Here is a 23,796-nt window from a genome sequence, read left to right as displayed (position 1 = left end):
CAGAGCATCGGGATGAATGGGCTAAATATTTTGCGATATTGACCATAACTATCGATAATAAAAAAATATTTGTTTACCTAGAATATCCCATTATGCTCTGTCCGCAAGCAAGTTTTAGTTGGGTCCAAGTCTTTGTACCAGCATGAAAGAAACCAAAACTGGAATAAACCATGAAAATTAAGTTTATAAAAAGGTTTGGCTACAAGCTCTATAGTTCTAGAAGTTCGGTAACTAAATATAGTTGAATAGTTAATTAGTTGAATAAATTGTACCTGTAATCTAATAAACCATTAAACCAATAAAGCTTGTGATGAAGAAAAGAAAAGTTACTCAGGCTATTGCCTTTGGATTCTTGCGTAGCTCAGCTATGATTAATGGTCTGGCCTTGGCTATTATCGTTTATTTTTTATTACAAAACGGTCTTACGGCCATAAGTTGGGAGTTTATCAGTCAACCTCCCAGGAATATGATGACCGAAGGGGGCATTTTGCCCTGCATTATCGGAACCATTATATTGAGTTTTGGCTCAATTCTAGTGGCTTTGCCTTTGGGCGTGGCCTCGGCCATTTATCTCAATGAATATGCCCGTCCGGGCAAATTGTTGCGGATTATACGTCTAGGTATAAATAATCTGGCCGGAATTCCTTCTATAGTTTTTGGTCTTTTTGGGCTTGCTTTTTTTGCCACTAAATTGGGTTTTGGCATCAGTATTTTGTCCGGTATTTTGACTTTAGGATTTTTAATCCTGCCGGTTATGATCGGGACAACAGAAGAGGCTTTAAAGTCTGTCCCTCAGACTTATCGCGAGGCTTCTTTGGGGCTTGGGGCCACAAAATGGCAGACTATTTTAAAGGTGGTTTTGCCGGCTGCCACGCCAGGGATTTTAACTGGGTCTATTTTGAGTCTAAGCAGGGCCGCAGGCGAGACAGCTGCTATTATGTACACAGCAGCCGTGTTCTTTTCGCCTCGCTTACCAAGCTCAATTTTTGACGATGTTATGGCCCTGCCTTATCATATTTATGTTTTGGCTACGGCCGGAACAGAAATAGAAAAGACCAGACCTTTGCAATATGGGACGGCCCTGGTGCTTATTGCTCTGGTTTTTGCCATGAATTTTATAGCTATTTATTATCGTGCGAAGATGCAAAAGAAACAATAGAGAAAAGGCTACAGATTTCTAAGGAGAAATAACATAGAAGCGTAGAGTTTGTATATTATGCCTAGAATTTTGATCGTTGAAGACGAACCGGATATTCTTGCCCTTTTGAGCCTAAATTTAAAGCGAGCTGGATTCGAGACCATTGAGGCGGACAATGGTCTTGATGCCCTTAAACTGGCTCAGGATAAAGTTCCTGACCTGATAATTTTGGACCTCATGCTTCCAAAAATGGATGGGCTGGAGGTTTGCCGACAGGTAAAGGCTTTAGACAGGACCAGACATATTCCTGTTTTAATGCTTACAGCCAGAGGTGAAGAAGTCGATCGTATTGTAGGATTTGAACTAGGTGCAGACGATTACGTGATCAAACCTTTTAGCGTTCGGGAATTAATTCTGCGTATAAAAGCCATCTTACGTCGAAAAATGGGTGAGCAGACAGAGAAAAAGTCCATATGGAAGGTCAAGGGTCTGGAGTTTGATCGAGATAAAATGCAGTTCAAGGTGGATGGGGAGTTAGTCAAGCTGACCTCAACAGAGTTTAAACTTTTGAGCGAATTAATTGATGCACAGGGGAAAATATTATCCAGAGAGCAGCTTTTGGACAGAGTGTGGGGGTATGATTTTGCAGGTTATGCCCGGACAGTGGACACTCATATTCGTAGATTAAGGATGAAGATGGGGCCTTATTCTGATGTGATCGAAACAGTGCGCGGCATGGGGTACAAAATAAAAAGTGGATAGCTGTTTTTACGTGTTAATAGGTGGATGGGTTGATGGGGTAGTGTCAACTATTGAACTATTAAACCGGTTAGCTATTACTACCTACTTCGTGTCCCCTGGCAACTGAAAAGTGAAGATCATGAATAGTTTATCCTTAAAGTTGAAAATTATTTTATTGTTTTGGGCAGTTTTAACACTTGCCTTAATTTTACCAAGTTCATACTTTATAAATATCTTAAAACAAGAAGTTAGAAGAGATGTAATTTTTAATGTCCAAAAGGAAACAGATCTTGTCCAGTGGATACTTTTAAATCAAGGGGTTAGAAAAGAAAATCCGGAACTGGATAAATTAATTAAAGAGATTGGCCGGAGGATAAAAGATAGAATTACCTATATTACTGAGGATGGAGTGGTTATCGCCGACTCTCAAGTTTCTGAGAAGAGATTAAAAAAACTAGACAATCATGCTACCAGGTCAGAGATCATTCAGGCCCGGTCCGAAGGTGAGGGGGTAAGTATCCGGTTTAGCCCTACCCTAAAGAAAGAGCTGGTTTATTATGCTCGGCGCATGGACGACGATGGGTTGCCTGAAGGTTATTTGCGCATTTCCAGGCCGTATTCGGCCATTGCTGCGGTTTTGTCCAGGATAAAGACTAATATCTGGAGCGTTACTATATTTTCCCTTTTTGTTTCGGGAATCCTGGTCTATTTTTTGATCTATAATTTGACCAGAAGATTTGATGCTATGGTTAAAGTTACTCAGGCCATAGGCCAGGGCGATTTGGCCAAAAGACTTTATTCATCTCCTGGCAAAGAATTTGAGCCCCTTGTCCAGGCCATTAATGAAATGGCAGAAAATATAGAGAAAAATGTCGAGACTATATCCAGGCAGAAAGTGGAGTTGGAGGCAATTTTAAATGGCATGGATGCAGGAATCGTTGCTTTGGATAAACAAGGACGAGTACTCAAGTTTAATCGGGCTTTTGAACAAATATTTTCCTATACCCCGAGTTATTTGGGGAAAAAGCTTTTGGAAATAAGTATTAATCCCAAGCTCCAAGAAGCTTGTAACAAAGCTTTAAAAAGCAATATGGATATTAAAAATTTGGAGTTAAGTGTTGGTTCTAATTATTACAGTGTAAATATTGTCGTTACAAAAAAATCAAAAGATTTAGGGGCAATTGTAGTCTTTCATGATATATCAAAATTGAAAAAAGTAGAGAATATGCGCAAAGATTTTGTGGCCAACGCCTCGCATGAATTAAGGACTCCTTTAACTTCGATCAAAGGCTACACTGAAACTTTACTCGAGAACGAAGAGCTTTTAAAAGAAAAGGGTAGTGAACTTTTAAAGGTAATTTTGAAAAATACTGAGCAGATGATTTTTCTGCTCGAAGATATACTCAAACTGTCCCGAATAGAGTCGGGTAAGACAAAATTCAGAATAGAAGAAGTAGATGTTGGTAAGATTGCTCAAAAGGCCTGGGAGAATAGCCAACACTTGGTCGGCGATAAAAAGATTATATTTCGAGGTTTGGTCAAATCTGGATGTCCGTATGTCTTGGCGGATGAAGAAGCCTTGCTTCTCGTCTTTCAAAATTTAATTCAGAATAGTATCAAATTTGTGCCAAAAGAAAATGGTGAAATTAAAATAGTTTGTAAGGATAAGAATAATGATAAGGTCTGGATAGGAGTGGAAGATAATGGTCCTGGTATCCCCCAAGAAGACCAGGGCAGAGTTTTTGAGCGGTTTTATCAGGTGAAGAAGTATCGGGATAGAGGAGTAAAGGGAACAGGTCTAGGTTTGTCCATTTGTCGAAATATTATCCGCAATCTAAATGGGCAGATCTGGGTGCAAAGTCCTGTTCCGAATAAGGAAAACGGGTGCATAATTTGGTTTTCATTGCCAAAAGCGAATTAAATATTATGAGGGAGTTAATGGGTAAGAAATTAAAAATACGGGTTAGAGACTTGGATTTTTACTATGGGAATTTTCAGGCTCTGCATAAAATATCTATGGACATCTTTGCACAAGAGGTCACAGCTTTGATCGGACCTTCCGGATGTGGCAAAAGCACTTTTTTGCGCTGCATTAACCGGATGAACGATTTAATCCCCGGGACAAAGGTGGAAGGTGAGTTAACCCTTGAAGGCGAGGATATTTATGCGCCAAAAATAGATGTAGTCGAAATTAGACGTAGGGTAGGGATGGTATTCCAAAAGCCCAATCCTTTTCCTAAATCTATTTTCGAGAACGTGGCCTATGGGTTACGAGTTAACGGTATTAAAGATAAGGAGTTTATTGCCCACAAAGTTGAAGAAAGTTTAAAAATGGCTGCCTTGTGGGATGAAGTAAAGGACAGACTGCACAGCTCTGCCCTTGGACTTTCTGGCGGACAGCAGCAGAGATTGTGTATTGCCAGGGCTCTGGCTGTCGAACCAGAGGTTTTGCTTATGGATGAGCCTGCTTCAGCGCTTGATCCTATTGCCACCCAGAAAATCGAGGAACTTATTTTTGAGCTGAAGAAAAAATTTACCATCATCATTGTCACCCATAATATGCAGCAGGCAGCGCGTGTCTCTGAGGTAACGGCCTTTTTTTACATGGGTAAACTTATTGAAATTGATGCTACAGACAGAATTTTTACAAGGCCCAAGGAGAAACAAACTGAAGAATACATAACCGGTAGGTTTGGTTAGGAGAAAATATGAGAAAACAATTGCATCAAGAATTGGATAATTTAAAAACTAGTGTCCTGAATATGGTTGCTCAAGTTGAGCAAACCCTAAAAAAAACTATTGATGCCTTTGCAACATTGGACGCCGACTTGGCCCAGGAAGTTATTGAAGGTGATCAGGTAATCAATGAAATGGAAGTAAAGATAGACGAGTTGTGTCTAAAGCTTCTAGCCTTGGAAGGACCTGTGGCTAGTGATTTAAGGTTTATTCTTGGATGTATGCGTATTTGTGTGGATTTGGAAAGGATTGGTGATGAATCTGTTAATGTTGCCGAAGCAACGATTATGCTTAGTTTTAAGCCCAGGCTTCCTTTTTATGATCAGCTTCAAATCATGGGACAGAAGGCTAGTAATATGCTAAACCAGGCCGTAATATCTTTTTTTGCTCCTGACCCTGATAAAGCTTTGCAGGTGTGCAGGATGGATTTTGAAGTTGATGAATTAAATTCCAAGATAATTAAAGAAATTGTGCAGTACATGTCTAAAGAAAGCCCAGCCATTGTGCGTTCTGTTCATGCCATAAATATTGCGCGTCGATTTGAGCGTATAGCTGACCTCTCCACAAATATTGCAGAGAGTGCGGTGTTTATTACTCGCGGAATTAATATTAAACATTATTGTCAATTTGATAACCGCATTTAGTCATTCAGAAAAGACACAGAGGATGAACTGCAAAAGGTTAAAGCTTTTGCATCGGGAAAAGGCATGCGGTTGCGTTAGGTAAAATTTTGCCCGAGAAGAGAGATAATGCTAAGTGTTCCGGAATAAGGAGAGGGGAGATATACAATCAAAGTGAATCTTATTTAAATTTAAAGGCCCTGGGAGACAGGGCCTTTTTAATTAACTAAGCAAGGCTGCGGCAAAATCCTGGCCGCTAAATGGTCTTAAATCTTCCATTTTTTCGCCCAAGCCAATAAAGGTGATAGGGATGTTGTGTTCGAGGGCGATGGCCACTACAACGCCCCCTTTGGCAGTGCCATCCAATTTGGTCAGAACTATTTCGTCAATTGGTACAGCTTCGGAAAATAACTGGGTCTGAGAAAGGGCATTCTGGCCTGTGGTCGCATCAAGAACCAGGATGGTTCTATGTGGTGCGCCCGGACATTTTTTGTTCAGGACTCTTTTTATTTTTTTTAGCTCCTCCATGAGATTGACTTTGGTATGGAGTCTACCGGCTGTATCCACAAACACAATATCATAACCCTGATCCATGGCCTTGTCTAAGGCTTCATAGGCCACGGCAGCCGGGTCAGCTCCATGTTCTTTAGCATAAAAGCCAGCTCCTACTCTGCCTGCCCAGATTTTGAGTTGCTCAATGGCGGCAGCGCGGAAGGTATCACCAGCCACCATCATTACTTTTTTGCCTTGCATCTGAGCTCTGTGTGCCAGTTTGGCAATGGTTGTGGTTTTGCCCACGCCATTTACGCCGATCATCAGGACAACTTCAGGCGGTTTGGATACCTGTACTTTTTTGGGTTCCGGAAAGAGGGATGCCAGTTCTTGCTTGAGCAAGTCTTTAAAGGCTTCTCCATCTTCAATTTTTTCTTTACGAACTTTTGGCCTGAGGCGTTCCAGAAGTTTTTGAGTGGCTGTAAAACCAACGTCTGCCATAATCAAAATTTCTTCCAACTCTTCCCAGAACTCATCATCAAATTTGCTGGTGATACTTAAAAGTTGATCAATACGTTTGGATAATTGTTCTTTGGTCTTGGACAGTCCTTCTGAAAGTTTTAAAAATAGTCTGTTTCGTTCATCTTCTTCATCTTCCAAATCCAGGGCCAGGGCCAATCTGTACTGCAACTCAGAACGAAACTCAGAAATCAATTCATAATCCATTTCGTCCAGCCAGTGGGCGAAATTGGCTATGAACTTTTCTGCTTCTTCCCTGGGTACCTCCAAGTTTTCAAAGAGAAAATGAAGCCTGGCCCAGAGATCGTCTCCTTTCTTTTCTACGCCACGAAGTAGGTGGTCCAGCCAGATACTGAGTTTTGGTTCGGCATTTTCCAGGGCCTTACGTACATTTTTTTGCCAGTCAATATCAGTAATGACTTGTTTTTCTTCAACTTGCACCGGCTCCTGTTCAGTAACAACTTTTTCCTCTTCAATCTTAGGTGCAGATATTTTTTCTTCTTCAACGGACGGTTCGGTCTTTTTAGGAGTTGGCTCCTCTTTTCTTTTCCACAATTTTTTTATTTTACTAAAAAAACCCATTTTTGGACTCCTTTATTTAATTTCTGAGCTATGAGCTTAATGGATAAGCCTGTTGTTTCGAGTAGCAGCATAAATCGTTTATAAAACTTTGCGAGTCTTTTGTCATGTTTCTATGTCTTCAAAATTTTTGTTTTTGCCCACAGCTCTCAACTCTTAACTTCTTTAGAGTCTGTGGCCAAACCTTACTTAAAAGGATAATTTTTCATAATTTTTTTTCAATCCAGATTTCTAACCTGGTAGTCAAAATGGGGTTTGGCCACAGACTCTTTAAGGCTGTAAATCCAGCAGATACTTATCCCATATTATTTTTCCTCTGGTCTTTTTATATTTGCGGAGCAAAACATATAGGGCACCTGTGCCGCCATGTTTGGGCAAAGCAGTACAAAAGGCCAGGACTACTCTTTTTAGCGGTTCTCTGGTCAGCCAGTGTTGAACTTCCTTTTTTAATACCCCCATCCCTAAAGGAGAATTTTTCCCTCGACCGGGAATCAGTAAAACACATCTTTTATTGTGCACATATTGTTCGCGTATAAAGTATAGTAGGGCTAACTTTGCCTGATCAGTATTCATGCCGTGCAAATCCAGGTGAGCCTGGATGCTGAATTGACCATTTTTAAGTTTGCGAAATATCCTGGGGTCAAGTCCATGCACGTAACCATGAACGTATTCATCGCTAAACTCTATATCAAATTCGATTTCGCCACGTAAAAATTTTTCCAGGGCATCTTGATCTGAGCTGTCTTTGTTTGGACGAGACTGCAGAAAATTTTTATGCCCAGGAACTTGGCGTCCCTTTTTTTTTAAGGGCTTAACCCCGGCCATGGCACTTAAAAAGAGGGCCTTTTCATCCTCGTCCTGGTCAACAGTTTCTTCCTTAATAGGAACAGGCTTTGGTTGTCTGTCCGGGATTTTTATTTTTTTCAGCTTATCAAAAGGCTTGTACATAGTAATGTATAGGAATCAACAAATATAATAAACTTTTCGTCTCGCGTTTTTAACTAAACTATGACTAACCGTCTGATGATTTTTACCACTTCATCTGGTTCGTCTACAATATAAAAAAGATCCAGGTCTTTTTCATTAATGTAATTATTTTTGAGTAATTGCTCCTTGAACCACTCAACCAATCCAGCCCAAAATTCTTTGCCAACCATGATAATAGGGAAGGGCTTTATCCTTTTGGTCTGGGTCAGGACCAGAGCTTCGCTGAGTTCATCCAGGGTTCCAAATCCTCCGGGCATAACCACATAGGCCATAGCGTACTTTATGAACATGACTTTTCGTACAAAAAAGTAGCGAAAGTCACATTTCAGGTTGAGATAGTCATTTGGTTTTTGTTCAAAGGGCAGGTGAATGTGCAGTCCTACAGATCGCCCGCCACCGTCAACCGCTCCCTTGTTCCCGGCTTCCATAAGGCCTGGCCCGCCACCTGTGATCACGGCGTATCCGGCCTGAGCTAATTTTTGGGCGATATCATAAGTAAGTTGGTATATTTTGTCTTCGGGATGAGCACGGGCAGAACCGAAAATGGATACAGCCGGTCCCAAGTCGTGTAAATCTTCAAAACCATCCACAAATTCGGCCATAATTTTAAACAGGCGCCACGGATCTTTGTAGGATAATTCGTCGATAACAAATTGTTTGCTTAAGGGCATTTTATTCTCCTTAATTTTTTATTGAATGATAGACTTCATTTAGTTTGTTGAGTTGATAGCATTTGGATATGTAAGCTGACTGGAACTAAAAAAATAAGTTGTATGTCATTTAAGCTTTTTTTGGACAAAGGAGAGCATTTTTTGGGCCTGTTCAAATTGAGGATTTAAATCCAGGGCCTTTTTGGCCATCTGAATCGCCTTTTCCCAGTCTTTCTTTTCAAGATAGAGACGGCCTATATTAAAATAAAGATATTCGTCTTTTGGATTAAGTTTGAGGGCTTGGAGGTAGGCCTTCTCCGCTTCAGCAAAGCGTCCCAGTTTGCGCAGAGCCATGGCCAATCGATTGAAGATGTGCACTGATTGAGGATTATCTTTATACGCCAACTTCAGGTATTCGATGGCCTTTTTGTACTCCTCAGCATCGATTAAGCTGTCACTGATATCGATTTTGAGTTTAAAATCTTTATCAAATTCTTTGATCAGTTGTTGAAAAATCCGATCAGCTTGGTCTATTTCCTTTTCTTCAAGGAGTTTCTTGGCCTTTTTTAGAGATTCCTGTTTCTTCCTTTCCAGCTCAGCCAATTGTTTTTGGGCCTCGTTGGCCAAATCCTCCTGGAGCACGTCGATTATTTCTTTGAGTTGCGATAGTAGTTTTTTTTCATTGCCAGGCTTGTATTCCAGTAGAATGGGATATACTTCTCTTAACTGTTGGTTGTTGTTTAAAATATAGACATTTTTTTCTATGAGTTCAGCCAGTTCTTTCTTTTCTCTGGCCATCAGTTTGCAGCGCAGAATTCCAAGCAGCCCTTCATACATAGCCATAACAGCAGCCTGGATTTTTTTTTGTTTTAACAACGTACCAACACTGTTTAGCTGATTTCTGCTTTTGGTTAATTCAACTGACATTTTTCCTCTGTTTACTGAAAATTTATGCAGATTTAATTTCTATAAACTCGACTTTCGGGACTGACGAGTAACAACCAGGCTATTTTATTGACATAACTAAGTGAAAAAAAGAACCCGAGAGGAAAAGTGAACAAACTAAAAAAAGCATTCTCATCCCCGAAAGCAGGCTGGTTAACTTATTAATTCTCGAAATCTTGTAAAAAAATAGCGGCTATCATGTGGACCTGGAGCAGCTTCAGGGTGATATTGCACTGCTATAATAGGTCTTTTTTTATGCCTAAAACCTTCCAGTGTTCGATCGTTTAGATTTATATGAGTCTGTTCCAGAAAATCAAGGTGATCAACCTGAATGCAGAATCCATGGTTTTGAGAAGAGATTTCAATATGTTTGGTTGAAAGTTCCTGCACCGGATGATTCAAGCCATGATGGCCAAACTTCAATTTAAAACTTTTTCCACCCAGGGCCAGTCCTAAAAGCTGATGCCCAAGACAGATTCCAGCCATTGGGTAGTGTTCGCTTAAAAGGGAAATAGTGTGTATGGTGTCTTCTAAAGCAGCAGGGTCGCCTGGTCCATTGGATAGAAAAATAGCATCCGGAGATAATTTGTGCACCTGATCATAGGTAAAGTGAGCCGGAACGACTAATAAATCCATGCCCTCTTCTTGTAGGAGTCTTAAAATATTCCATTTGATGCCAAAATCAAAGACCACTACTTTGGGTCCCGGTCCTGGCCACGCATACTGGCCATTTTCAAGGCTTACTTTTTGAGGGCCACTATCTGTCCAAATATAGGGTTGTTTGCATGTAGCCTCATAGGCCAGGTTGGCACCTTCCATGCTTGGAAGTTCCTTGGCCTGTTCAGCCAGTTTTTTCGGATCAAGTTCTTCAGTAGAAATAATGCCGCGCATGGCCCCAAAAATACGCAGATGTCTGGTCAGGGCTCGTGTATCTATGCCTTCTATGCCCATGACATTGTGTCTTTTTAAATAAGCCGGCAGGCTCTCCTGGGCCCGCCAGTTGGATGGAATATGACAACATTCTTTGACAATAAAAGCAGCTACCTGGACTCGATCCGATTCCACATCTTCCAAGTTTACTCCATAATTACCGATCAGGGGATAGGTCATACACACCATCTGGCCCAGGTAAGAAGGGTCTGTTAATACTTCCTGATATCCGGTCATGCCGGTATTAAAAATTACTTCTCCTTGGGCTTTACCATGTCCGGTAAAGGACTTGCCTTCAAACCAGGTGCCATCTTCGAGGGCTAAAATTGCCTGCATTGCGTTTCTCCTTTTTTCGTGAACAGTAAACCGTGAACAGTGGGCAGTGAAAAGGGGAACAGTGCAGAAGTGTTTCCCTTACCCCTTCTACCCCCTTACCCCTCACTTAAAAGCTGACAAACTCTTGGGATATCTTCTGGTCTATCTACACCATGACACTCAAAATTAGTCTGTACGACTAAAATGGGAATATCTGCTTCTAATAATCTTAATTGTTCCAGCTTCTCCCACTTCTCGAGGCGACTTTCGCCTAAAGTTTTGAATTTGGCAAGTATATTCATGCGCATGGCGTATAGGCCAATATGGCCCAAGTATTTTGGTTGATTATCTCGGCCAAAGGGAATGGGTGAGCGGGAAAAATACAGGGCTCGGCCGCTACTTGAGCAGACAACTTTAACTATATTCGGATCTTTTGCCTGTTCGAAAGAGATTTGTCTGGCTAAAGTGGTTACTTGAACTTCGGAACTTGTAGTAAAAGGCATTAAAAATTCTGTGAGCATCTCTGGGTTTAGAGCTGGTTCATCACCCTGAACATTAACTATTACACTGTCATCCGGTAACTTTAGCTTTTGTGCTGCCTCTAGGACCCGGTCCGTGCCACTTTTATGTTCTTCACTGGTCATAAGCACTGGTACGCCTAAATCAGAAGCAGCCTTAAAAATACGATTGTCGTCCGTGGCCAGGTAGACTTCCTTGAGCATAGGACACTTTTTGGCGCGAACATAAACATGCCAAAACATTGGTTTGCCCAGTATATTGGCCAGGGGTTTGCCTGGAAAGCGGCTGGATTTATATCTGGCTGGAATGATTGCGTAAAAATTTATTGATTTGGTTGCAGACAAGGTCTGTTCCCCCTTTTTTATCCTGAATATACTCTAGAAATCTGGCATGAACTTCATCCCTGGAAATAGATTTAGTCTTGGTTAGCTCAGTATATAATTCCTGGACATCATTAACTTGAATGACCAGTTCCTGCTGGATAATTTCTTGACCTACCCATTTAAAATTATCCCAAAATGGTCCTATGCAGGGAATAACGCCCTGGGAGATGGGCTCAAGAAAATTTTGTCCTCCGCAGGGTACAAGGCTTCCGCCCACATAAACTGATCTGGCCAGGGCATAAGCCGGAATAAGTTCGCCAAATGTATCCCAGACAATCACAAGGGAATTAGAGATTTGTTCTTTTAGCCTGGAGCGTAAGACCCAGTTGATTCCCTCTTTGCTTAAAAATTCTTTCCAGGCATCCAGCCTGTGCATGTGTCTGGGGAAAAGGCCGATAATGGTCCGTGGATGGCTGGACATAATTTTTTTGATCAGCCATTTGATCTTGTCTTCTTCCTGTTCGCGTACGGAGCCTAAAACAATCAAGGGTGATTTGGGCTTAAAATATTTGGCCAAGGGATTTTGCACGTAATTTAATGGTGGGGCCACAGAGATCTGGTCAAATTTAATATTAGGCATTGTTTTTGTTTTGGCCTTTGAGAAAATATCTGCAAATCTTCTGGCATCACTTTCAGAGATGGCTAAAATTTTCCTTGGGCCGATGGCGCGTAACAAACCTCTTATTTTTAAATACCTGCTATAGCTTTTAGTACTCATGCGTGCGTTGGCTAAAATAACCGGAATGGACTTTATTTTACAGATTGATAAAAAAGAGGGCCATATCTCTGTTTCCAAAATAAGGACTAGTCTGGGGGAGATTTTAGCCAGTGACCTGTACATTATGCACAACGGATCAAAGGGGAAATAGGCCAGATGGATATGAGGATTGTTTATTTTCTTTTTTAACACCTCAAACCCTTGACTGGTACAGGTGGTAATCAGGATCTTGGTTGAGTGGTTGAGTGATTGAGTAGTTGAGTTGGCTGGATTGGTTAAATGGTTGATGATTGTTATTGCCAGTTGCGCTTCTCCCACTGAGGCTGCCTGAATCCATAAGTCAAAAGGCCCTTTTGGCAGGCAGAACCCCCAGCGTTGTTTCAGCCCCTGACGCAGGCGGGAGGAGAAAAAGGTAAAAGGCAGGAAAAGATACCATGCCAGGGTGTAAATTAACAATATAAGCCAGTGGTAAAATTTGATCATTTTATATTTAAGGTATTAGATTAAAGGTTTAGGGTCTAATGTCTATTGCGTGTACTCTCCTGAACTTTCTAACTTCTCAACTTCCTCTTCCTGAGCGCCAGAGAAATAAGTTTATCTATAAGTTCCTCAAAACTTAGTCCAAAAGCCTTGGCCGCCTTGGGTAAAAGGCTGGTTTTGGTCATGCCCGGCAGGGTATTTACTTCAAGGATATAAATATTTTCTTCTTTATCTACAATGAAATCAGTCCGGCTATAGTCTTTTAGACCTAAAATCCGGTGAGCTTTTAAGGCCATATCCATAAGTTTTTGGGCCAGAGTTTTAGATATGGGAGCGGGGCAGATTTCTTCTGCGCCATCCGGATCGTATTTACTTTGGTAATCAAAAAAAGTTCCTTTTTGCGGTCTGATAAGTACTGGTGGCAAAGCCTGGTTATCAAGTACACCGCAGGTCAGTTCCTGGCCGGGGATAAATTGTTCAAGGAGAAATTCCTGGTTATTTAGCGAATGGGCCAACTTTTTGAGCTCGTCAGAAGAATGAACAATTTTTATGCCCAGGCTTGAGCCTCCTGTGTTTGGTTTTAAAACCAGGGGAAAAGTCAAATTTTGAGGGATAAAATCTGTTCTCCCAGTGTAGATAAACCAGTCGGGTGTTGGTAAGCCGTGGTTCACGAAAATCTGCTTACTAATAGCTTTGTTCAGGGCCAGAAAAGAGGCTTTGGGACCTGAACCCTGGTAGGGGAGGCCAATGTCTTCGAGTAGGGCCTGAATGGTTCCGTCTTCACCTGGTGAGCCATGTAAATTGATAAAGGCTACATCGCTTTGTCTGGCTTTTTGAATTAAAAGATCAAGTTGCGGACTTAAGTCAAAAAAAATTGTTTCGTGGCCTAGACTTTGAAGGGCTTTTTGGATCTCTTTAGCCCCATTTAGTGAAACCTCTCGTTCGCTAGACCAACCGCCGGCTATCAAAAGGACACGCATTTAAATCTACCCCAAGAATTTTGCTAAAGTTTGAAGCTATGGCCAGGACCTGGTCCTTGGATTTTTGAATCAGGTTCCGCTTTTTTATATTTGTCCCGTAGCGTTGAAATAGATCCTCAAACCTTTCTTCTATGGAAACAACCTTGGTATGTTTGACCCGCTTGTCACTATAAATTATGACAAGAGGGAGAAAAAATTGTTTAATATTTTTAATATTAATTTCGCCCGGCCAGAATACATGGTGCATCACTCCCTGGGCAATTGCCGGGTTGCCTGTATGTTCCATTACAAGGCTGGCCCCTAATTGGCTATGTGCTCCGCCATGTTTGATACAGTAGGCCTTGCCCAGGTCATGAAGCAGGCCCGCGGCATAGACCGCATCGACATTGATGTCCCAACCCTTTTCAAGGGCTAATTGGGCTATACATTTGGCTATCTCTCCCACCAGGTCACAATGTTTACGAATGTGTTCAGGCATGTTAAATTTGGCCCATAGACTTACACACTCATTTTTATCTGGCACAGGCCAGGAAGGGTTATAAGGGAAAGGAACAGGGTTCATAATCTTGTGTTTTGGGTTTTGAGTTCTAATTAAGAAAGCACGTCTCGCCCTAAGCCTCTCATTGACACCAGAAGAATAGCTATTTATCAACAGTTAGGAAAAAAATCAAAAGAAAAGGCGAAAGGTACAAGGCTTGAACTGGCTCCTGGCCTTTTGCCCGACAATTTTAAGGAGGGCTTTATGTGTTTAGCCGTTCCCATGGAAATTAAGTCCATAAAGGACAACATTGCCGAGGTCGAGGTCGGTGGGGTAAAAAATCAGGTTCGATTGGATATTATAGACGAGCCACCACAGGTAGGGGATTTTGTCATTGTGCATGCTGGATTTGCTTTGCGCCGGCTGGATCGGGAAGAAGGGCTCGAGACTCTTAAACTTTTTCAAGAGGGGTTGAACCTTGAACTTACTTGACGGCTTAAAAGATCCTAAATTGTGTCGCAATGTCTTGCGCCAGATCGAAGCTGAGGTTGGTGATCAGTTTCGCTTTATGGAGGTTTGCGGCACGCACACGGTTGCTATTTTCCAAAGTGGTTTGCGTTCTATACTTCCTGATAAAATTATTCATTTATCAGGTCCTGGTTGTCCTGTGTGCGTAACTCATGAAAGAGAGGTAGCCGCATATTTAGAACTGGCTGAAAAAGAGGATGCCATTATCGCTACCTTTGGGGATCTGATGCGTGTCCCTGGCCCGGATAAAAAGAATTTAAAGGATGCCCAGGCCGAGGGAGCCAGAATAAAGGTGGTTTATTCGGCCTTTGACGCCTTGAAGGTGGCTATGGAGAATCCTCAAGATAAGGTGGTCTTTCTAGGCATTGGCTTTGAGACCACTGCCCCGACAATAGCTGCAACATTAAAGGTGGCCAAAGAGCAGGGTATAAACAATTTTTATGTGCTGTCGTTTCATAAATTGGTCCCACCTGCACTTAAGGCCCTGGTTCAAGACAAAGAAATAAAGGTGGAAGGGTTCCTTTTGCCTGGCCATGTCTCGACCATCATTGGCCTTGAGCCATATAAATTCCTGGCCCAGGAATACAATATTCCAGCGGTAATCAGCGGGTTTGAACCCTTGGATATTTTACAGGCCATTTTAATGATGGTCAGGCAGAAAAATAATCACGAAGCAAAAGTGACCAATAACTATAAGCGGGCCGTGGCCGATATTGGCAACCCCAAGGCCAGGCAGGTCATGGATGAAGTTTTTGAGGTTGTTGATACTTTGTGGCGCGGTATTGGCGTTATTCCTCAAAGTGGATTGGGTCTGAACAGGGATTATGAACGATTTGATGCCTTAAAGGCATTTAATCTGACTCTTCCTGACGTCCCTCCAATAGCCGGGTGCAGGTGTGGCGACGTGTTAAAGGGTAAAATCAGGCCCGATGAATGTCCTCTGTTTAAAAAAGCATGTTCGCCAGCTTCTCCTGTAGGCCCTTGTATGGTTTCTACAGAAGGTTCATGCGCTGCCTATTTTAAGTACAAAGTAGAGTAGAATGTTGAATGATGAATTATGAATGTTGAATTGAGCAGAATATAATCAAAATAAATACCTATCAATTCACCATTAAACATTCAGCATTCATAATTAAAACGAGGTAATATAATGGGCAAAAAAGTTTTATTGGATTATGGAAGTGGAGGAAAAGCCTCGCAAAGATTAATCAGTGAACTTTTTTTAAAGCACTTAGGTAATGCAAGATTAAATCGTCTTGATGATGCTGCTTTTTTAAACAATCTCGATGGTCCTTTGGCCATGAGTACGGATAGTTATACTGTTGATCCCTTGTTTTTTCCGGGAGGAAACATCGGTTCGCTGGCTGTGCACGGCACGGTCAATGATGTGGCCATGCTTGGGGCCAGACCAATGTTTTTGAGTTGTGCCTTTATTATAGAAGAAGGTCTGGAGATGGAGGTTTTGGAGGAAATAGTGGCCTCTATGGGTGAGGCAGCTAAAAAAAGTGGCGTGGAAATTGTTACCGGTGATACAAAAGTAGTGCCCAAGGGCGCGGTAGATAAAATTTTTATCAATACTACAGGAATTGGTCAGATTGTGGCTAATCCCGCACCCAGCGGACACAGGGCCAAGCCTGGTGATGTAATTATAGTTAGTGGCAGCATGGGTGATCACGGGTTGGCCATTTTATCCCACAGGCAGGGTATTGCCTTTGACAGCAATGTGGAAAGCGATTCAGCACCTTTAAATCACCTGGTTTTAAAACTAGTGCAGGAGATTCCGGATATCCATGTCTTACGCGATCCCACCCGCGGGGGATTGGCCACCACACTAAATGAGATTGCCCAGCAATCTCAGGTGGAATGTCTGATTTTTGAAGATAAGATTCCCATCCGCGAGGAAGTGAAAGGCGGATGTTCTTTTTTGGGTCTCGATCCATTGTACTTGGCCAATGAAGGCAAATTGATCTGTATTTTACCTGAAAACCAGGCCGAGAAAGCATTAGAAATTATGCGTAGTGACCCCTTGGCCAGGGAGTGCGCCATTATTGGTCAGGTAAGTGATGAGCGCCCCGGCAAGGTAGTTTTAGAGACGGGTCTTGGAGGGCATAGGCTTTTAGATATGCTGGAAGGGGAACAATTGCCGAGGATTTGTTAAGTGGGTGTATGAGTGAATGGGTGCATGGGTGTATGAGTGAATGGGTGAATGAGTAAAAGAGCCTGTGGCCTAACCTTTATATCAACTCAATTTCCATAGTTTATTTCAGTCCTGGTTTCTTTCATGCTGGTACAAAAACCAGGACCTGTTCTCAAAGCTTGCTTGCGGACAGAGCATAATAACAGCCTGAACGTGAGCGTAGGCGTAATAACAGTAAAGCGTAAAGGAGTCCTTATGCTTTGGTCAAAATACTATATTCCAACTTTAAAAGAAGACCCTGCAGAAGCAGAGATAGTCAGCCATAAATTGCTTCTTCGGGCAGGGATGATCCGTAAATTAACTTCTGGAATCTACATTTATCTACCTCTGGGCTGGAAGGCTCTTCAGAAAATTTCAGACATAATCCGTCAGGAAATGAACCGCTTTGGAGCCATAGAAATTAGCATGCCCGCGGTGCAGCCCGGTGATCTATGGAAAGAGTCGGGACGATGGGAGGTTTATGGCAAGGAATTGCTCCGCTTTAAAGATCGACATGGTCGCGATTATTGCCTTGGCCCCACCCATGAAGAAGTAATCACGGATTTAGTCAGGGGAGAAATCAAGTCTTACCGGCAACTGCCAGTAAATTTATATCAGATTCAAACTAAATTTCGGGATGAAATCCGGCCCAGATTCGGCCTCATGCGCGGCCGCGAGTTCATTATGAAGGACGCCTATTCGTTTGATCGTGACGACCAGGGTGCAAATAAGAGCTATGATGATATGTATGCTGCCTATATGAGTATTTTTAAGCGATTGGGCTTAAAATTCAGGGCAGTAGAGGCTGATTCTGGTCCTATTGGCGGAAGTTTTTCCCATGAGTTTATGGTGCTTGCCGATACCGGTGAAGACACCATTGCAGTGTGCACCAAATGTGATTTTGCTGCCAACCTGGAAAAGGCAGAAGTGAAGTATGCGGAAAAAGAGGGCAGCCCTGCTGAATGTCCTGCCCTGGAAAAGGTTTCCACGCCTGGTAAACATAGTGTGGAAGAAGTGGCAGACTTTTTGGGAGTGCCCAAGGAAAAAATTGTTAAAACCCTTCTTTATGAGGCTGATGGACGGCCTGTTGCCGTGCTTGTGCGCGGGGATAGAGAATTAAACGAGGTAAAACTGAAAAATTTGCTGGATGTTTTAGAGCTGAAACTGGCCAGTTTTGACCAGGTACAGAAGTGGTCCAATGCTCCGGTAGGCTTTGCCGGTCCTGTTGGGCTGAATGTGGAAGCTATTTATGCTGATCAGGAACTAATGTTTGATACTGATTATGTGGTAGGGGCCAATGAAGCCGATGCCCATTATCTGCATTTTCATCTGCAACGTGACGCGCAAATCAAAGGTTTTTTTGATCTGCGCCAGATTACAGAGTCAGATCCCTGTCCCAGATGCGGAGGCCCTGTTGAACTAACCAAAGGCATTGAGGTGGGCCATATTTTTAAGTTGGGGACAAAATATAGTGAGGCATTGAAAGCTACTTTTCTTGATGAAAATGGCAAAGAAAAGCCCATGATTATGGGGTGCTATGGCATTGGCGTAAGTCGCGTCCTGGCTGCATGTATTGAACAGAACCATGATGAAAACGGTATAATTTTTCCACCTCCGATTGCTCCTTTTGATGCTCTTTTGCTGGCTTTAAATCCCAAAGATAGTACGGTGAAAGAAAAGGCCAATGAAATATATGAGGCTTTGAGTGCCCAGGGAATTGATTGTCTCTTTGATGACCGGGATGAACGGCCCGGTGTAAAATTTAAAGATGCAGATCTCATTGGGCTGCCGTTGCAAATAGTTGTTGGCGCCAAAGGCGTGAAAAAGGGTGTGGTGGAAATCAAGATCAGACATTCGGGAGACAGAATAGAAGTAGGACTGGATGAAATTATACCAAGATTCAAAGAAGTGCAGAAAAAGGTATGGGCGCACTATGGTGTCTAGTTTAAATTTTCTTAACGTCCAATTGCAGTTATAAATGGCACATATATTTTCAGTCTCCGAGCTAACAACAGCCATCAAAGAAGTTTTAGAGGTCCAATTTCCCTTTGTGTGGGTTAGAGGGCAGGTATCCAATATGGCCAGACCCGGGTCTGGCCATATTTATTTTACCCTTAAAGACGAGCAGGCCAGTATTCGGGTAGTCTGGTTTAAGGGTAGTCAGGGATTTTCTAGAAAGGATGGTTTGAACCTGGCTGAAAGTTTAAAAGATGGCCAGGAAGTCCTGTGTGCAGGACGAATTGGGGTCTACCCACCGCGGGGGACCTATCAACTCATAGCTGAACTTGTTCAGGAACAGGGATTGGGGGATTTGTTTCTGGCTTTTGAGGCCTTAAAAAAGAAGCTGGCAGATCTTGGTTATTTTGATCCTGAACATAAAAAGCCCATTCCATATCATCCGGAGAAGATAGCCGTAATAACTGCACCGCATGGTGCTGCTATCCAGGATTTTTTACGCATTGCCCAGGATTTGGGCCTGGGTAGCGAAATAAGGATTTACCCCAGCCTGGTTCAGGGAGATCAGGCTCCAAAAGAGATTGTCCGGGCCATAAACCTGGTCAATGCACATAATTGGGCAGAGGTCCTGGTCTTGATTCGTGGCGGCGGATCATTAGAAGATCTCTGGGCCTTTAATACCGAAGAAGTGGCCAAGGCTATATTCGAGTCCAATATCCCCGTGCTAACTGGTATTGGCCATGAAATCGATACAACTATTGCTGATCTTGTTGCGGATAAACGGGCTGCAACCCCCAGCCATACGGCCCAGCTTCTCTGGCCGGAGCGAAAAGTGTTGGCCCAGGATCTGGATGAGCAGGAGATCAGGCTTCACAATGCCCTAAGAAAATTTTTTGTCCATAAAGAGACTATATTGCAGCAAATGCACAAGGCCCTGACCTGGTTGAGCCCTGAAAAACAGGTCCAGAGAACGGAAGAAAGGTTTGAGCACATGAGGGAGAGGTTGGAGCAGGCCTGGGTGGGGTTTGTGCGTCGGCAGGAAGACAGGCTGGGTTTGCTGGAAAAGGGGTTAAAAACCGTATTCGGTCCTGATTACTGGCAGGTCAGAGCGCAGATGCTATCTACTTATGAGATGCAGTTAAAGGGTGGTATCCAGAAAATTATGACCGGGTGCGAGGCTAGATTGGACCTGGTAGAGGAAAGGCTCTCCGGCCTTGATCCCCTAAAGCCTTTAGCTCGTGGATATAGTTTGGTAGAAATTGAGAAGACCGGCAAGTACTTGCGCCGTAAACAGGAAGTAGAACCCGGCGATAAGTTGGGTATCAGGCTTCTGGAAGGTTCGATCAGGGCAGAGGTTGTTAAGGATAAGGAAGGAGAAAATGACCATGAAGAAAATAAGTTGGGAAGATTTTGAGAAGGTTGAACTCCGGGTAGGGACTATCATTGAAGCAGAAGAGTTTCCTGAGGCAAGGAAACCGGCTTATAAGCTTAAGGTTGATTTTGGTCCATTTGGAATCAGAAAATCTAGCGCTCAGATAACAGATTTGTATACGCCTGAGGAATTGGTAGGCAAGCAGGTAATTGGGGTTATTAATTTTCCGCCAAAACAGATTGGACCGTTCATGTCAGAATGTCTGGTAACCGGGTTTATTCAGGAAGATGGGGCTGTAGTATTGGCAGTTCCTGATAAACCGGTTGAGAATGGTTTGAAATTGGCATGAGTTGATGAAAATATAATACTCAACTTTCTGGGTACTTTTCATGATTGTTTTTTTCAATGCCAACAAAGACTTAGACACATATAAAACTTGCTTGCGGGCAGTGCATAAAGGGATGCTTTGGTAAATCGCACGTTTACCTTTTATTGATACTTAGTTCATATTTTGATAAATTTTTGGCCAAGTTTCCCAATGCACTGCTTATCCGCAAGCTTCGCTAACATGTGTTACCTAAGCCGTTTGTAATGCATTTCAGAAAACAATCCTTTAATACGAGTCGTATTACAATAAGTTAGATAATCCAGAAAATTGAGTATAAAAAGATGGGAGGCTCTTATGCAAATATTAGTTCTTTATTTTTCCAAAGGTGGCAATACGAAAAAATTGGCTGAGGCCATAGCAGAAGGTGTAGAAGGCGTGGATGGCGTTAGCGCTGTTTTGAAAAGTACAAGTGAAGTGACCAAAGAGGATTTTTTAAATTCAGAGGGGATTATTGCTGGTTCGCCGGTTTACTTCGGAGTGATGGCTGCAGAGTTGAAAAAGGTTTTTGATGATTTTGTCTCCTTGCGCAGAAAAATGGAGGGTAAAGTTGGCGCTGCTTTTGCCACTGCCGGTAGTGAGACTGGTGGTAAGGAAACCACAATGTTTTCTATCATTCAGGCCATGATGATCTATGGGATGATAATTGTTGGTGATCCCATGAGTGCTACCGGTCATTATGGTATTGCCTGCGTTGGCGCTCCGGATGAAAAAACCAAAGAAAACGGCAGGTTGTTAGGACAACGGGTTGCTGAAGTAGCCAAGAAACTGGCTAGCGATTAAATTGGAGCCTGGATAAATTTTTGTTTGAAGATGTGTCTGTACGACCTGTTAAATCCCGCCTTTGGCGGGATTTTTGGTTTTTGATTTATTTTTTTCAGTTCAAACTTTGAGATTGCTTCGCTCCACTTTGCTTAAGCTCGCAATGACAGGGCCGAGATTGTCATTGCGAGGGCAGCGAAGCTGCCCGTGGCAATCTCACCCATTATCTGAAAATTTCTGGCGCAAAATCTACTTTTATTCCAATGTGTTTAATGTAAAACTAAATTGAAAATCACTCAACTTATTATCGGATACACTCACGTTTTTTTATCGTCATAATAAAATCTTTTTGCTCTACGGATTCAAGTCGAGAGATGATAAATATATCTATTTTATATTGATGAAACAGGCAATTTAGATCCAGAACTGGAAGTAATAAGACCAGACGGTTCCAAAGTTGAAAAAGACTGGCTTTATGTGCTTACTGCTTTTGGTATTTTTGAGCACAAATGGAAGAGATTTTATCATTCTATCATTGCTAAAAAAAAGAGCTTGATTGAAGCTATTCGGCTACGGCATGGGAAGTTGCTAGATTTAGTTGACTGTGAAGTGAAATCAAACTGGATCAGAATATCATCTGAACGTAATTGTCATCATTTTCTTTCATTGCTTTTACAGACAGAATTGTCCGTGGTGAAACAACTGCTATGATTACATTTTATCGAGATCAACTTTATGAGGAAGTTTGGACTGAACCTATTACCAGGTTAGCACAGAAATATGGCATATCTGATGTAGGTCTCTTAAAAATTACTAAAAAACTTAACATTCCAACTCCACCAAGAGGATATTGGGCAAAAGTCAGATATGGGAAAAGAGTTAAACGTATACCTCTGCCTCCACTTAGACATGGCGTGCCCGATACTTACACTTTTCACCCTCAGCCCTATTCTAACAGAACATCGTTATTTAGATGTTAATGTTTGATTACTGATAGTTAATTTTTAAAGAGAGGTTGTAGCTTTTTAAATAATAAAATAGAGTTGGTGATTTTTACCTGATTTTAAGAAGTCTACTTTACAAAATATGAAAATATGGCTATTTTATAAAAGTTGACTTTTGATTTTTATCAAGGAAAAGCAAATTTTAATCTGAAATCTTGGAAACGGAGATTATGATCCTGGAATATTTCAAAAAAAAGCAGTTAAGACTGTTAAATTCTGTTCCTTTAAAGTTTACCCGCAAACAATATATGAAAAAAATAGCTGCTAGGGAGAGGTTAATCGGTTTGCTTGGCGCATCGGTTCTATTGTCACAGGAGATGTAAAATGGAAGAATTGATCAAAAAAGAAGTAGAAATCTGGGCAGGGCTGCTGGGTAATTTTACACAGAAAGAACTTGTAGAATTAGTACATCAATATTTATTGCAGCACAATAAAAAAATATCGGAAAATAAGGTCAGGACAGTAGTTAAGGCTATGTTAAAAGCTCATGGCCTTAGTTATATGTCTAAATATCAGGGTTATAAATTTCCTGATAACCAATCTATAAGAATTTTAGCCAGAATTTCGCATGGAGAACTTGAAGAACATTTAATGTTTTATTTTGAAACTTTTTCTTATGATGATAATGTAGAGCAGATGTATGGTAGGGCTTATTTTTTTCTTATTAAGAAAAACATTTCTTCTATGCTTGTACCTTTTATTTATGACATAGAAAAGTATTATCATAATGAATTTATGTATTATGCTATTAAATTAGGTTATGGTCTTTTAGATGATCATGAGCTTGTTAATTATATGCTTCCTGAATGGGTATATCTGGTGGGAGAGGAATTATTTTTTTACGCTCTATTTGGAGATGATGATAAAATATTTAAGTGGTATGAAGCTGTTCAGCAAAGGACACATAAAAATGAAGCGCTTATCTGGCTGTTATGTCAGATTGCGTTTTTTAATCTTGATCTGGAAAAACTGGACTTATTTGTAATGGAGCTTTCTACGTTATGGAGAAAGTTATGTATAAAAACATTACTTTTATTTTATAAAAATGAGCCGTGGCAGGAAATGTATAAGATGACTGAAGAGGAATATTGCAGAGTTACTAATAAACGAACGTTTACGCCTGACGGCCCTCTTGCCCTGCTTGTGCCATTTATGTTGTGGTCAACTGAAGATTTTGCAATGAGGAAAAAAGCAAGATTGATGTGGCAGCGTATAAGAAAAGAAAAGTTTTCTTTTACCTGGGATGAGATGAATGCCTTTCATGCCCTGCTGGAGAATAATCTGGGAAATATGTATTTTTCTTTATTTTATGGAGGCTATGTAAATTATTCTACTGCTGTTCTTATTTTTTGACCTGGTATTTTTTTTACGAATATGAAGACTTAATGGATTTAAAAAAGGAT

The 23,796-nt window shown here is 41.6% G+C and carries 22 protein-coding genes; 13 read left to right on the top strand and 9 right to left on the bottom strand.

Annotated features, from left to right (window positions below; genetic code table 11):
* Nucleotides 1–310 precede the first annotated feature (310 nt).
* The 5 genes from pstA to phoU all read left to right on the top strand — a co-directional run bounded on the left by pstA (nucleotide 311) and on the right by phoU (nucleotide 5,259).
* On the top strand, nucleotides 311–1,159 hold the full coding sequence (gene pstA, locus AC3WVG_RS07035) for a phosphate ABC transporter permease PstA (RefSeq protein WP_488797448.1): 849 nt from the start codon (nucleotides 311–313) through the stop codon (nucleotides 1,157–1,159).
* A 57-nt stretch (nucleotides 1,160–1,216) separates the two neighbouring features.
* The gene (locus tag AC3WVG_RS07030; protein WP_488797447.1) at nucleotides 1,217–1,900 is read left to right on the top strand and encodes a response regulator; all 684 of its coding nucleotides are present in this window, start codon (nucleotides 1,217–1,219) and stop codon (nucleotides 1,898–1,900) included.
* A gap of 118 nt (nucleotides 1,901–2,018) precedes the next feature.
* Nucleotides 2,019–3,800, top strand: a complete 1,782-nt coding sequence (locus AC3WVG_RS07025) for a HAMP domain-containing sensor histidine kinase (protein ID WP_488797446.1) — start codon at nucleotides 2,019–2,021, stop codon at nucleotides 3,798–3,800.
* Between the two features lie 17 nt (nucleotides 3,801–3,817).
* Nucleotides 3,818–4,579: a phosphate ABC transporter ATP-binding protein PstB gene (gene pstB / locus AC3WVG_RS07020; RefSeq protein WP_252379673.1), complete on the top strand. Its 762-nt coding sequence runs from the start codon at nucleotides 3,818–3,820 to the stop codon at nucleotides 4,577–4,579.
* 8 nt (nucleotides 4,580–4,587) lie between these two features.
* Nucleotides 4,588–5,259 (top strand): phosphate signaling complex protein PhoU, encoded by a 672-nt coding sequence (gene phoU, locus AC3WVG_RS07015; RefSeq protein WP_488797445.1) that lies wholly within the window; start codon nucleotides 4,588–4,590, stop codon nucleotides 5,257–5,259.
* Nucleotides 5,260–5,457: 198 nt separating this feature from the next.
* On the opposite strand, the gene ftsY is transcribed toward phoU, so the two are convergent.
* The 9 genes from ftsY to AC3WVG_RS06970 form a co-directional block, all read right to left on the bottom strand.
* Nucleotides 5,458–6,828 (bottom strand): signal recognition particle-docking protein FtsY, encoded by a 1,371-nt coding sequence (gene ftsY, locus AC3WVG_RS07010; RefSeq protein ID WP_488797444.1) that lies wholly within the window; start codon nucleotides 6,826–6,828, stop codon nucleotides 5,458–5,460.
* A 267-nt stretch (nucleotides 6,829–7,095) separates the two neighbouring features.
* Nucleotides 7,096–7,773, bottom strand: a complete 678-nt coding sequence (locus AC3WVG_RS07005) for a Smr/MutS family protein (protein WP_488797443.1) — start codon at nucleotides 7,771–7,773, stop codon at nucleotides 7,096–7,098.
* 53 nt (nucleotides 7,774–7,826) lie between these two features.
* Nucleotides 7,827–8,483 carry an LOG family protein gene (locus AC3WVG_RS07000; protein ID WP_488797442.1) on the bottom strand — a complete coding sequence of 219 codons (657 nt, stop codon included), beginning with the start codon at nucleotides 8,481–8,483 and terminating at the stop codon, nucleotides 7,827–7,829.
* Nucleotides 8,484–8,588: 105 nt separating this feature from the next.
* Nucleotides 8,589–9,389, bottom strand: coding sequence for a tetratricopeptide repeat protein (locus tag AC3WVG_RS06995; RefSeq protein ID WP_488797441.1), 801 nt, complete (start codon nucleotides 9,387–9,389; stop codon nucleotides 8,589–8,591).
* A 171-nt stretch (nucleotides 9,390–9,560) separates the two neighbouring features.
* On the bottom strand, nucleotides 9,561–10,673 hold the full coding sequence (gene carA / locus AC3WVG_RS06990) for a glutamine-hydrolyzing carbamoyl-phosphate synthase small subunit (RefSeq protein WP_488797440.1): 1,113 nt from the start codon (nucleotides 10,671–10,673) through the stop codon (nucleotides 9,561–9,563).
* A 95-nt stretch (nucleotides 10,674–10,768) separates the two neighbouring features.
* Nucleotides 10,769–11,515: a 3-deoxy-manno-octulosonate cytidylyltransferase gene (gene kdsB, locus AC3WVG_RS06985; protein ID WP_488797439.1), complete on the bottom strand. Its 747-nt coding sequence runs from the start codon at nucleotides 11,513–11,515 to the stop codon at nucleotides 10,769–10,771.
* On the bottom strand, nucleotides 11,463–12,755 hold the full coding sequence (locus tag AC3WVG_RS06980) for a 3-deoxy-D-manno-octulosonic acid transferase (protein WP_488797438.1): 1,293 nt from the start codon (nucleotides 12,753–12,755) through the stop codon (nucleotides 11,463–11,465). The genes kdsB and AC3WVG_RS06980 overlap by 53 nt, the downstream gene beginning before the upstream one ends.
* 68 nt (nucleotides 12,756–12,823) lie before the next feature.
* Entirely contained in the window at nucleotides 12,824–13,732 is a 909-nt protein-coding gene (locus tag AC3WVG_RS06975) for a D-alanine--D-alanine ligase family protein (protein ID WP_488797437.1), read from the bottom strand.
* On the bottom strand, nucleotides 13,698–14,294 hold the full coding sequence (locus AC3WVG_RS06970) for an HD domain-containing protein (protein WP_488797436.1): 597 nt from the start codon (nucleotides 14,292–14,294) through the stop codon (nucleotides 13,698–13,700). The genes AC3WVG_RS06975 and AC3WVG_RS06970 overlap by 35 nt, the downstream gene beginning before the upstream one ends.
* Before the next feature lie 180 nt (nucleotides 14,295–14,474).
* Between AC3WVG_RS06970 and AC3WVG_RS06965 the strand changes: the two genes are divergently transcribed.
* The 8 genes from AC3WVG_RS06965 (at nucleotide 14,475) to AC3WVG_RS06930 (ending at nucleotide 23,746) form a co-directional block, all read left to right on the top strand.
* Nucleotides 14,475–14,702, top strand: coding sequence for a HypC/HybG/HupF family hydrogenase formation chaperone (locus AC3WVG_RS06965; RefSeq protein ID WP_252379686.1), 228 nt, complete (start codon nucleotides 14,475–14,477; stop codon nucleotides 14,700–14,702).
* Nucleotides 14,689–15,777: a hydrogenase formation protein HypD gene (gene hypD, locus AC3WVG_RS06960; RefSeq protein WP_488797435.1), complete on the top strand. Its 1,089-nt coding sequence runs from the start codon at nucleotides 14,689–14,691 to the stop codon at nucleotides 15,775–15,777. Before AC3WVG_RS06965 ends, hypD begins: the two co-directional genes overlap by 14 nt.
* A gap of 111 nt (nucleotides 15,778–15,888) precedes the next feature.
* A complete protein-coding gene (gene hypE / locus AC3WVG_RS06955) occupies nucleotides 15,889–16,896 on the top strand; it encodes a hydrogenase expression/formation protein HypE (protein WP_488797434.1) in 1,008 nt (335 codons plus the stop codon).
* 234 nt (nucleotides 16,897–17,130) lie between these two features.
* Nucleotides 17,131–18,858, top strand: a complete 1,728-nt coding sequence (locus AC3WVG_RS06950; RefSeq protein ID WP_488797433.1) for a proline--tRNA ligase — start codon at nucleotides 17,131–17,133, stop codon at nucleotides 18,856–18,858.
* A 34-nt stretch (nucleotides 18,859–18,892) separates the two neighbouring features.
* Nucleotides 18,893–20,284, top strand: coding sequence for an exodeoxyribonuclease VII large subunit (gene xseA / locus AC3WVG_RS06945; RefSeq protein WP_488797432.1), 1,392 nt, complete (start codon nucleotides 18,893–18,895; stop codon nucleotides 20,282–20,284).
* Complete coding sequence (locus AC3WVG_RS06940; RefSeq protein ID WP_252379691.1) at nucleotides 20,256–20,591, top strand: tRNA-binding protein; 336 nt, start codon at nucleotides 20,256–20,258, stop codon at nucleotides 20,589–20,591. The genes xseA and AC3WVG_RS06940 overlap by 29 nt, the downstream gene beginning before the upstream one ends.
* Nucleotides 20,592–20,924: 333 nt before the next feature.
* On the top strand, nucleotides 20,925–21,410 hold the full coding sequence (locus AC3WVG_RS06935) for a flavodoxin family protein (protein ID WP_252379692.1): 486 nt from the start codon (nucleotides 20,925–20,927) through the stop codon (nucleotides 21,408–21,410).
* A 1,307-nt stretch (nucleotides 21,411–22,717) separates the two neighbouring features.
* A complete protein-coding gene (locus tag AC3WVG_RS06930; RefSeq protein WP_488797431.1) occupies nucleotides 22,718–23,746 on the top strand; it encodes a hypothetical protein in 1,029 nt (342 codons plus the stop codon).
* Nucleotides 23,747–23,796 lie beyond the last annotated feature (50 nt).

This window comes from Desulfovulcanus sp. (assembly GCF_982781345.1).
The sequence above is the reverse complement of the archived record's forward strand: the minus strand, read 5'-3'. Positions and strand labels throughout refer to the sequence as shown.